Annotated in this window: 9 protein-coding genes; 6 read left to right on the top strand and 3 right to left on the bottom strand. The window is 71.1% G+C overall.

From position 1 onward, the window contains the following. From FV223_RS10940 to FV223_RS10915, 5 genes are all read left to right on the top strand, one after another. Window positions 1-799 (top strand): CoA transferase (locus tag FV223_RS10940; RefSeq protein ID WP_187276111.1); only part of this gene is annotated, 799 nt, incomplete at its 5' end. Window positions 800-1217: 418 nt separating this feature from the next. Continuing rightward, a complete protein-coding gene (locus tag FV223_RS10930; RefSeq protein ID WP_147727073.1) occupies window positions 1218-2222 on the top strand; it encodes a lytic transglycosylase domain-containing protein in 1005 nt (334 codons plus the stop codon). Between the two features lie 85 nt (window positions 2223-2307). After that, window positions 2308-3213 (top strand): alpha/beta hydrolase, encoded by a 906-nt coding sequence (locus FV223_RS10925; protein WP_147727071.1) that lies wholly within the window; start codon window positions 2308-2310, stop codon window positions 3211-3213. Window positions 3214-3336: 123 nt separating this feature from the next. Next, entirely contained in the window at window positions 3337-4665 is a 1329-nt protein-coding gene (locus tag FV223_RS10920; protein WP_246689663.1) for an O-antigen ligase family protein, read from the top strand. Window positions 4666-4729: 64 nt separating this feature from the next. Further along, window positions 4730-4990: a hypothetical protein gene (locus FV223_RS10915; RefSeq protein ID WP_147727069.1), complete on the top strand. Its 261-nt coding sequence runs from the start codon at window positions 4730-4732 to the stop codon at window positions 4988-4990. 10 nt (window positions 4991-5000) lie between these two features. Here the strand turns inward: FV223_RS10915 and FV223_RS10910 are convergent, their stop codons facing one another. The 3 genes from FV223_RS10910 to FV223_RS10900 form a co-directional block, all read right to left on the bottom strand. Further along, on the bottom strand, window positions 5001-6743 hold the full coding sequence (locus FV223_RS10910) for a PQQ-binding-like beta-propeller repeat protein (protein WP_246689662.1): 1743 nt from the start codon (window positions 6741-6743) through the stop codon (window positions 5001-5003). 183 nt (window positions 6744-6926) lie between these two features. Continuing rightward, the gene (locus FV223_RS10905) at window positions 6927-8588 is read right to left on the bottom strand and encodes a DHA2 family efflux MFS transporter permease subunit (protein WP_147727068.1); all 1662 of its coding nucleotides are present in this window, start codon (window positions 8586-8588) and stop codon (window positions 6927-6929) included. After that, window positions 8585-9808, bottom strand: a complete 1224-nt coding sequence (locus FV223_RS10900; RefSeq protein WP_147727067.1) for an HlyD family secretion protein — start codon at window positions 9806-9808, stop codon at window positions 8585-8587. Before FV223_RS10900 ends, FV223_RS10905 begins: the two co-directional genes overlap by 4 nt. Window positions 9809-10023: 215 nt before the next feature. On the opposite strand from FV223_RS10900, the gene FV223_RS10895 reads away from it, so the two are divergent. After that, entirely contained in the window at window positions 10024-10659 is a 636-nt protein-coding gene (locus FV223_RS10895) for an HdeD family acid-resistance protein (protein ID WP_147727066.1), read from the top strand. Window positions 10660-10886: the final 227 nt, after the last annotated feature.

Raw genomic sequence — 10886 nt, 5'->3', positions numbered from 1 at the left:
CTCCGATTGGAAGCCCGAACCCGCGCGGCCGCTCGCGGGCCTGCGCTTCCTCGATCTGACGCGGGTGCTCGCCGGGCCGGTGGCGACCCGGTTCCTGGCCGGCTTCGGCGCCGAGGTCCTGCGCATCGACCCGCCGGGCTGGAACGAGCCCGGCGTCGAGGCGGACGTGACGCTGGGCAAGCGATGCGCCCGGCTCGACCTTCGCCGCGAGGCCGACCGCAACCGGTTCGAGGCGCTGCTCACCGGCGCCGACATCCTCGTGCACGGCTACCGGCCCGAAGCGCTCGACCGCCTCGGCTACGGCGCCGCGGCACGGCGTGCCCTCTCGCCCGGGCTGATCGACGTCAGCCTCGACGCCTACGGCTGGACCGGCCCCTGGGCCGGACGCCGCGGCTTCGACAGCCTGGTGCAGATGAGCTGCGGCATCGCGGAGGCCGGGCAGGCGTGGCGGAACGCCGACCGGCCGGTGCCGCTGCCCGTCCAGGCCCTCGACCACGCCACCGGCTACCTTCTGGCCGCCGCCGCGATCCGCCTCCTTGAGCGACGTTTGCGCGACGGGCGTGCCGGCGCGGCGCGCCTTTCGCTGGCCCGGACGGCACGGCTGCTCCTCGACGCCGAGCGGACGGGCTCGATGGAGGCGTTCGCGCCGGAAGCCGACGACGACTTCGATGCCGGCGTCGAGGCGACGCCGTGGGGCCCGGCCCATCGCCTGCGCCCGCCCCTGGCGGTCGCCGGCGCGCCGGTCCGATGGTCCCTGCCCGCGCGCCGCCTCGGCACCGACCGCCCCGCCTGGACGTGACGCGGCGGATTGATCGCCGGTTGCAGGGCGCTAGATCGGTGCACGTGGGATGGATCGGTCTTGCGGCGCACGGCGCCCGCGACCGCAAGGGGCACGATCGCGAGGCATGACCGTTCCCACTCGTGGCGTCAGGTGTTTTCAGATAGCCCCTCGTTCAGCACCCTTCCCTCCCCCCTCTGCGGGGGAGGGTGGCCCGCGCAGCGGGTCGGGAGAGGGGAGCGCCGCATCAGGCACTGTCGCTCCCCTCTTCCGACCCTCGCTGACGCGAGGCCCACCCTCCCCCGCAGAGTGGGGAGGGAAACGCGCGTGTTCGGAGCGGTATCACACCAGCATTCTTGACTATGCCTGGCGCAACGCATTGGCTCGCATCGCCGGAGGGCTGCTCAAATCCCCTCGGCATCGCGCCGCCTTCGCCCTCCTGGCGACCACCCTCCTCCTCGCCACGCCCGCACACGCCGTCCCCTCCGACGGCGCCACCGAGACCGTCGAGCAGGCGTTGTGCCGACTGATCGAGGGATCGGCGCGGGCGCGCGGGCTGCCGGTGCCGTTCCTGACGCGATTGATCTGGCGCGAGAGCGCGTTCCGCGTCGGCGTGGTCAGCCCGGTCGGGGCGCAGGGCGTCGCCCAGTTCATGCCCGGCACGGCGCGCGAGCGCGGGCTGGCCGATCCGTTCGACCCCGAGCAGGCGATCCCGCATGCCGCCCACCTGCTGGCCGACCTGAAGCGGCAGTTCGGCAATCTCGGTCTGGCCGCGGCCGCCTACAACGGCGGCCCGGGCCGGGTGACGAGCTGGCTTTCCGGCAGCGGCGGCCTGCCCGCCGAAACCCGCGCCTACGTGCTCGCGATCACCGGCGCGCCCGCCGTGGACTGGCGCGGCGGCGCATCCCGGATCGAGATGGGGCCGCCGGAAGGGGGCGGGGCCAAGAGCACTGACGCCAAGAGCGCTGACACCAAGAGCGCTGAGGCCAAGAGCGCTGAGGCCAAGAGCGCCGAGACCAAGCCGGGCGAGGCCAAACCCGGCGGGACGAAGCCCGCGGACGCCCGGGTGCCCGCGTCGGCGAAGGCCGAGACCGCACCCGAGCCGGCGCAGACCTGCCTTCAGGTCACGGCCGCCTTGCGCATCCCGTCGCGCGGCGACCGCTTCGCCATCGGCCCCAACGAAGGGCCGGCCGCGCCGTGGGGCATCCAGCTCGCCGGCAACTTCTCGAAATCGCTGGCGCTGGCGACCTTCTCCCGGGCGCGCGCCACGTACGCCAAGGTGGTCGGCGAGGTCCGCCCGATGATCATCGGCACGCGCCTGCGCAATCGCGGCACCCGCGCGTTCTACCGCATCCGCATCCCGGCCGAGAGCCGGCAGGCGGCCGACGGGCTGTGCGGCCGGATCCGCAGCGTCGGCGGCGCCTGCATCGTGCTGCGCACCTGACGCGTCGACGGAGTTCGGCGCGATCCGGTCATGAATCCGCCCCGAGCCGCATGCATCTGGCCTTTGCGGCCCAATCGGACATCGAATGACACGAATCCTCACGGCTCTCGCCAGCCTGGCATGCCTCGCGCTCGCCGCAATCGGCATCGCCGCCTGCTCGCCGCTCGCCCTGTTCGATGCGATCGGCCCGCGGGATTCCGGCGGCCGGCAGGTGCTGCGGGACGAGCCGTTCGGCGAGGGCCCGCGGCGTCGCCTCGACGTCTACGCGCCCGTGAACGCGCCCGAGAACGCGCCGGTGCTGGTGTTCTTCTACGGCGGCTCCTGGCAGAACGGCTCGAAGGCGGATTACGCCTTCGTCGGACAGGCGCTCGCCGCGCAGGGCTTCGTCACCGTGCTGCCGGACTACCGGCTCTATCCCGAGGCGCCCTTCCCCGGCTTCCTCGAGGACGGCGCAGCCGCCGTCGCCTGGGTCCGCGACAACATCGCAACCTATGGCGGCGACCCGCGCCGCATAGTGCTCACCGGGCACTCGGCCGGTGCCTACAACGCGGTGATGCTCGGCCTCGACACCCGCTACCTCAAGGCGGCCGGGGTCGACCCGAAGGTGATCCGTGCGGTCGCCGGCCTGTCCGGCCCCTACGACTTCCTGCCCTTCGACCAGGACACCTCGCGCAAGGTATTCGGCCAGGCGCCGGACCCGCGCGCGACCCAGCCGGTGACCTTCGCCGGCCCGAGCGCGCCGCCCGCCTTCCTCGCGACCGGCGCCGACGACACGATCGTCCGCCCGCGCAACACCCAGAGCCTCGCCGAGGCGCTGCGCAACGCCCGCGTGCCGGTGCAGGAGCGGATCTATCCCGGGCTCGACCACGCCGACACCCTGCTCGCGCTCTCCGTCACCTTCCGGTCGAAGGCGCCGGAGCTCGCCGAGATGGCGGCCTTCCTCCGGACGCAGGCGGCGAGCCGGCAATCGATGACGATCGGGCGGCGCTGATCGCTCCGTCAAGGTTACCCGCAATCGGACGAGACCGCGGGCAGGTTCGGGGCGACGGCGTGCTCCGTCCGGACTATGATGGTGCGCGGTTCCAGACCGCGGATGGCCGGTGAGGGCGGGTTCGTGTCAGCGGCGCACGGCATCAGGGCTGAAGCGGCCGTCAGGCGATCGCGATCGCTGCCGGGACGCGACATCCCGGACGCCGTCCGCCTGCCGTTCGTCACCGTCGTGCTGGTCCTGCTCTGGAACCATCTCTGGTTCAGCGACCTCGCCAACCGCAGCCTCCTGAGCGACCCGGAAACCGGCAGCCTCTTCACCCAGGCGCTGTTCGTCATCCTCGGCACGGCGATGCTGATGGTGCTCGGGCGGCTCGGCTTCGCCAGGCTGCGCCCCCTCGCCTCCTGGCCGCTGCTGCTGCTCGGCGGCTGGCTCGGCATCACCACCCTCCTCTCCACCGACCCGATGCTGTCGATCCGCCGGATCGTGCTGTTCGGCATCGTCGCGCTGCTCGCCGCGGGCGTTCTCGTGGTCGCGCGCAACGGGCGCCAATTCGCCACAGCGCTGGCGCTCGCCGCCGGCATCGTGCTGGCCGCGAGCTATCTCGGCGTCGCGCTCGTCCCCAACCTCACCATCCACTCGGCCTTCGACGTCACCGGGGAATACAACCACATCGGCCTGTGGCGCGGGATCTTCACCCACAAGAACGAGGCCGGCTCGGCGATGTCGATGATCGCGGTCTGCGGCCTCTACGTCGCCGCCGTGATGCACCGGGGCCTGGGCTGGACCATCACGGCGGGGGCGCTGGTCTTCATGGTCTTCGCCGGCTCGAAGACGCCGCTGGCCGTGCTGCCCCTCGTCCTGCTGGTCTCGGTCCTGTGCAGCCGTCTGCGCGGGGGGACGATGCGCGGGCTGCTGCTCGTCGGCCCCGTGGCGCTGCTCATCGTCGCGACCATCGGTTCGGTGCTGCTGCCGCCGATCCGAACGGTGCTGGACGCGATCATTCCCGATGCGACCTTCACCGCGCGCAACGAGATCTGGGCCTTCGCGATCGAGCACGTCGTCGTGCACCCGATCCGCGGCTGGGGCTACGGCGCCTTCTGGTTGACCGACCGCACCGTCTACGGCGGCGGCGCCGACCCGGGCTCGGACTGGGTGCAGACCGCGACGCAGGCGCACAACTCCTTCCTCGACGCCGCACTGATCATGGGCTTGCCCGGCGCGCTGCTGCTCCTGAACGCTCTCGTCGTGGCCCCGATCCGCGACCTGCAGCGGGCCAGCGCCGGGCGGCCGCTCGACGCTCAGACGCTGTTCTTCCTGCGCATCTGGATGCTGGCGGTGATCTCGGCCTCGTTCGAGAACGTGCTGCTGAACGCCAACACCGTCCTGTGCGGCATGACCATGCTCGCGGTGTTCGGCCTGCGCCTGCGCACCGCCTACCGCCCGGTCGCCTGACCCGAACGCGACGGCGGCGGTTGCGGCCCGGGACAGGCGGGGCGCGACGCCCTATGTCGATGGGATGATCGATTTCCAGACCGTCGGCGACCTCTGCAACGCCCACCACATCGCCGAGGAGGAGGTCGACGCCGCGGTGGCCGCCTACCTCGCCGACCCGCTGCCGCCGATCTTCGTGTTCCGGCAGGGCTATCGGCTGAACCTGATGAAGGCGGTGCGCAACCACCAGGGCGCACGGGTCTTCATGGAGCGCGAGGATGTCGGCATCGCGCTGAAGCGCCCGTTCGTCCGCGCGGCGATCCTGCAGGCGCGGCCGAAGGGCTGAGCGATCACGCTCAGTCCGGCAGCGCGAACACCACCAGCGCGTCGCCGGTGCCGAAGCCGGACGCCTTGGTGAAGGACGAGCCGCCGGCCGCCACCGCGACGTACTGCTTCCCGTCGAGGCTGTAGGTGATCGCCGGGCCGCTGATGCCGGCGCCGCACTGGAACCGCCACAGGATCTCGCCGGTGCCGGCATCGTGCGCGTCGAGATGGCCGTCCTCCTCGCCGGAGAAGACCAGGCCGCCCGCCGTCGCCAGCGTGCCGCCGGCAAGCCGGCTCTCGGACCTCACCGACCAGGCGATGGTGCCGCCCTGGGCGAGGTCGACCGCCGTGAGCGTGCTGAAGCTCGGCTCGCCCTTCGCCTCGCCGGTCTCGGTGTAGCGGATCTCCGGCCGTCCGGGGCCGCCGGGCACGGTCTTGACGGTGTAGGTGGTCGCCCCGTGCCGGACCTGTGCGAAGGCGAGGCCGCTTGCGGCATCGTAGGCCGTCGGCGGCCAGGACACGGCGCCGAGGGGTCCCGGCGCGACCACGGTGCCTTCCGCGGTCGGGGGAGCGAACAGGTTCTTCTGCGCGATCAGCGGGGCCGAGCGCTCGAGCAGCCGGCCCGTGGCGCGGTCGTGGACGTAGATCCAGCCGGTCTTGCTGGCGGAGGCGACCGCCTTCACCGGGCCGTCCTTTCCGTTCAGGTCGAGCAGGAACGGCGGGCTCGCCACATCGTAGCCCCACTCGTCGTGCGGCACCTGCTGATAGTACCACCGCAGCGCGCCGGTCTTCGCGTCGAGCGCCACGAGGCTCATCGTGTAGAGGTTGTCGCCCGGCCGCGAGAGCCCGAAATTCTGCGGCGCCGGGTTGCCGGTGCCGAGATAGATCAGGCCGAGATCCGGGTCGAAGGCCGGGGTCATCCAGAGCGATCCGCCGCCGACCCGCCATGCCTCTCGGTTGGCCGGCGCTGCCGCCTTCTCGGCGGCGACGTCGCGATGCAGCGGGACGCCGTCGGCGGTTGTCTCGACGTATCCGCCCTCCCAGCCGTCGGCCTTGGTGACGTACCAGCGCCAGCGTTCTTCGCCGGTCTTCGCGTCGTAGGCGGCGAGCCACCCGCGGCGCCCGTAGCCGCCCTCGATCCCGACGACCGAGCCGCCGTCGAGGCCGCCCTTCTCGTCCTCGACATGGAGCCCGTAGCCGGCGCCGCTCACCCCGACGATGACGAGACCGTCGGCGACGAGCGGCGGCATCTTGAAGCCGAGGCGGCTCGAGCCCTGCACCGGCTTGCCGCCGAGCTGCGCCGTCAGCCCCGATGCGGTCTCGGACTCGCCTTCCTCCGGGCGCACGGCCTCGTGGTCCCACACGACCTTTCCGGACTTGGCGTCGAGCGCGATCACCCGCCCGTCCATCGTCGCCTGGAACACGAGGCCGTCGGAGACGGCGACGCCGCGGTTCGAGGGCGGCCCGAAGATCTTCTCGGTGCGCGGCTTGTGGGTGTAGGTCCACAGCACCCGGCCGGACTTCGCGTCGAGCGCCGCGACGTTGTTCTGCGTGGTCGAGAGGTAGAGCGCGCCGTCGACCATCACCGGCTGGGCCTGGAAGTAGCCGGTCACCCCGGTCTGGAACATCCAGGCCGGCCGGAGCCGCCCGACGTTGCTCCGGTCGATCGCCGAGAGATCGGAGAAATTCCGGTTGGAATGGTCGTGCCCGAAGGTCGGCCACTCGCCGGCGGGCTCGGCGGCCCGCGCCGGCAGGGCGAGCGCAAGGAGCGCCACGGCGGCAACGGTCGATGTCGTCCTGGATGAACGCGGCACGCCGGCTTCCTCCCGCTCGGCGCGCAGGGCCGAGATGATTTCTTCTGGTTGCAGCCGGTAAGCGTTATCCCGCGAACTGTCGAACCGGACGAACGTCGCCGGCGCATCGATCCGCGGCCGCACCGGATATCAAAGGGCGTTCGCTCAATGCCCCGCCGGCGCGTCGCCGCCGCGCTCGACCCGCTTGAGGATCATCGCCAGCGGCACCGCCGAGGCCGAGACGAGGCAGAGCGCCCAGAACACGTCGATGTAGGCGAAGAACGCCGTCTGCGTCGCGAGCTGCTGCCCGATCCAGGCGGTGGCCTGCCCCTGCGCGTCGACGCCGGGAGTGCCGTGCACCGTGAAGTACTGCGTCGCCTGCCGCATGGTCTCCTGGTAGGCCGGGCTCGTGGTGGTGACGCTCTCCGACAGCCGGCTCTGATGGAACTGGCTGCGATAGGCCAGGATGTTTTGCGCCAGCGACACGCCCATCGACCCGCCGACGTTGCGGGCGACGTTGATCAAGGCCGAGGCCTGGTCGGTCTGCGACTTCTCGATGCCCTCGTACGAGGCGGCGGTGATCGAGATGAAGATCATCGGTAGGCCGATGCCGATGTAGATCCGCGACCAGGCGAAGAACCAGAACGTGGAATCGCCGTAGATTCGGGTCAGGTCGTACATCGCCAGCGCCACGATCGTCGCGCCGGTGGCGATCAGCCATTTCGGCTGGAAGTAGCCGGACACCTGCCCGATCACCAGCATCATCGCCACGGTGACGAGGCCGCCTGGCGCCAGCACGAGCCCCGAGATGGTGGCGGTGTAGCCGTAATAGTCCTGCGTGATCTGCGGGATGAACTGCGTCGTCGCGATCAGGATCGCGCCGGTGGCGAGCATGACCAGGAAGCAGGAGCCGAACTGGCGCTTGCCGAGCAGGCGCAGGTCGACGGCCGGGTTCTTCGCCCTCAGAAGCCACGGGATCATCGCGACGAACGACACCACGGCGAGAACACCGAAGACCTGGATCAGCGGCGAGCCGAACCAGTCCTTGCGCTGGCCCTCGTCGAGGCAGACCTCGAGCGAGCCGAGGAAGGTCGCCACCAGGAGGAAGCCGACGATGTCGAACCGGATGCCCTTCTTCCGCAGCGCCTTGCGCTCCTTCACCGCGGCTTCGGAATCTTCCAGAAGCCACCACATCAGCGCCAGCGCGATCACGCCCACGGGGCCGTTGATCAGGAAGCACCAGTGCCAGGAGACGTTGTCGGACAGCCAGCCGCCGAGCGTCGGGCCGACGACCGGCGCGACGACGATCGCGAGCCCGTAGAGCGCGAAGGCTTGGCCCCGCTTGGCGGGGGGGAACGAGTCGGCGAGGATCGACTGCGCCAGGGGCGCCATGCCGCCGCCGCCGAGCCCCTGGATCACGCGGAACACGAGCAGCGAGTTCAGGTCCCAGGCGAAGCCGCAGGCGATCGAGGCGACGGTGAACAGCGCGACGCTGGCGATGAAGAACGCCTTGCGGCCGTAGCGCTTGGCCAGGAAGCTCGATGCGGTGAGCGCGATCGCGTTGGCGACGAGGTAGCTCGTGACCACCCACGCCGCCTCGTCCGGCCCGACCGCGAGCCCGCCCGAGATATAGCGGAGCGCGACGTTGGCGATGGTGGTGTCGAGCACCTCCATGAAGGTCGCGAGCGCGACGACGAGCGCCACCGCCCACGGGCTGTGGCCGCCCGCGGTGCGCGGCAGGCCGCCGGACGTCGCCTTTGCCTTTCCCGCATCCTTGCCGCCGGCCTTGCGCGAACCGCCGCCCGCCGCGGCGGCCCCGGCGCTCATCGCACCCGCACCGTCGGCACGATCGACATGCCGGGGCCGATCGACACGTCCTGCGGCCATTCGTCGACGACGATCTTCACCGGGACGCGCTGCACCACCTTCACGTAGTTGCCGGTGGCGTTCTGCGCCGGCAGCAGGCTGAAGGCGGTGCCCGAGCCGGGCTGAACCGAGGCGACCTTCCCGTTGATCTTGCGGTCGGGATAGGCGTCGATCTCGATCCTCACCGACTGGCCCGGGCGCATATCGGTGATCTGCGTCTCCTTGTAGTTGGCGACGACCCACTTCTCGTCGGGCACGAACATCGCCAGCGATTGGCCGGCCTGAGCGTACTGCCCGACCGCGCCGGTGAGCTGCACGACCCGGCCCGGCTGCGCCGCCGTCACCGTCGTGTAGCCGAGGTTGAGCACGGCCTGCGCCGCCTGCGCATCGGCGTTGGCGAGGCTGGCCTCGGCCGATGCCCGCTGCGCCTGGAGCGAGCCGATCTGCTTCTGCGCCTGCACCACGCTGGCGTTCGCGCTCGTCAGCGCGGCCTGGCGCTGCTCGAGGGTCGAGGTCGAGGACTGCGATTGCTGCACGGTGCCGGCGCCGCGGCTGGCGAGATCCTTGTAGCGGGCGGCATCCGCCTTCGCGAAGTCGAGCGCCGCCTGGTTCTGCGTCACCTGCGCCTTGGTGACGTCGATCTGCGCCTTCTGCGCCTCGACCTGCGCGTCGACGTTCTGGATCGACGCCTTGGCCGAGGCGATCTGCGCTTGGGCCTGCTCGAGGGCGACCTGATAATCGCGCCGGTCGATCTGGAACAGGGTCGCGCCGGTGTCGACGTGCTGGTTGTCGGTGACCGAGAGCGCGACGACGTAGCCGGACACCTTCGGCGCGATCGAGAACTGGCGCGCGTCGACGAAGGCGTCGTCGGTGGATTCGTAAGGGTGCAGGTAGATCTGCCAGTAGAAGAACCCGGCGATCCCAAGGAGCACGATCGCGATCCCGCCGAGGACGAACCACCACGGATGGCGCTTGAGGATACCCGGCCGGTTCTCGTCGTCCTCGCCCTCGGACGACGCGTCCTGATCGGGCTCGGCCTTGCTCTCGTCGGCCTCGTCGCCCGCAGGAGGATCCTTCTCCTGCGGCTTGAGATCGATGATGTCGCGTCGGTCGGGCGCCTCCCGGTCGTCGGGGCGCGTCTGCGGGTCCAGGGCCGTCGCCTGGCGCTGATCGTCTAGCATCGAAAAGAAACCGCCTGCGCCCGCGCCGAACACTGCCGAAGCGGCCGGAGCGAACGAATAACCCGCCTCACCGACTAAAAAGGCGATGCGACGGCAAAGTTCCGCTGCGCTTCGCCGCGCCGTTCGCCCCCGCGGAACAGGGCCGAGGGGAACGGGTGTTGCGGTGCGGCGTTTTCGCGCCGGAGTACCGTACCGATCACCAGCGAGCCGATGCGATGGCCCTCTTCTCCCGAACCCATCCGACCGGCGTCCCGCTCGTTGGGACCGCGCGCCTCGACGCGATGAGCCGGACGCTGGCGCGCAACTGGTGGCTCGTCGCCCTGCGCGGCGTCGTCGCCATCCTGTTCGGCGTGATGGCCTTCGTTGCGCCGGCCGCCTTCGTCCTGTCGCTGGTGTGGTTCTTCGCCGCGTACATGGTCGTCGACGGCGTGTTCGCGATCGTCGCCTCGGTCCGGGCGGCACAAGCCCACGAGCGCTGGGGCTTCCTGCTGATCGAGGGCCTGCTCGACATCCTGGTCGGCGTCGCGGCCTTCTTCGTGCCCGGCGCCGCCGTCTGGGCCTTCGTCCTGCTCGTCGCGATCTGGGCGATCGTCACGGGCGCGCTCATGATCGCGGCCGCCTTCCGCCTGCATCTGCATTTCGGACGCTGGTGGCTCGGCCTCGGCGGACTGGTCTCGATCCTGTTCGGTGCGGTGCTGCTCGTCGAGCCGGGCATGTCGGCGCTGGTGCTCACTTGGTGGCTCGGCGCCTACGCCGTCGCCTTCGGCGTCCTGCTGGTCGTCCTCGGCTTCCGCCTGCGCGACCGCCACGAGGCGGCCGGCTCGCCGATGCCCTTCCGCCACGGCGTCTGAGAGACCGGACGTCCCGGCGGACGCCACACGGCATAGCTTCGCTCCGCCCGATCGTTCTAGAACGGCAGCGCCGGCGGAGCTGTGGCGTCGCACGGGCCGCCGTTCAGGAACACGATGCCTCCACCCGATTCGGATCGACGCCCCCCCGACGACGCCTCGCCCGATGCCGGTGCCGCGGCGCGGGAGGCGGCTGCCGCCGCCAAGGTGCTGGCGCGCCAGCTCGGCAT

Source organism: Methylobacterium sp. WL116 (assembly GCF_008039455.1).
Taxonomy (GTDB): Bacteria; Pseudomonadota; Alphaproteobacteria; order Rhizobiales; family Beijerinckiaceae; genus Methylobacterium.
Note: the sequence above shows the minus strand (reverse complement) of the source record. Positions and strands in the feature narration are given on the sequence as shown.

Excerpts from the sequence above, each read along its gene's own strand:
- FV223_RS10925 (WP_147727071.1), top strand. The coding sequence starts at position 2,308 with ATGACACGAATCCTCACGGCTCTCGCCAGCCTGGCATGCCTCGCGCTC.
- FV223_RS10905 (WP_147727068.1), bottom strand. The coding sequence starts at position 8,588 with ATGAGCGCCGGGGCCGCCGCGGCGGGCGGCGGTTCGCGCAAGGCCGGC.
- FV223_RS10900 (WP_147727067.1), bottom strand. The coding sequence starts at position 9,808 with ATGCTAGACGATCAGCGCCAGGCGACGGCCCTGGACCCGCAGACGCGC.
- FV223_RS10915 (WP_147727069.1), top strand. The coding sequence starts at position 4,730 with ATGATCGATTTCCAGACCGTCGGCGACCTCTGCAACGCCCACCACATC.
- FV223_RS10895 (WP_147727066.1), top strand. The coding sequence starts at position 10,024 with ATGGCCCTCTTCTCCCGAACCCATCCGACCGGCGTCCCGCTCGTTGGG.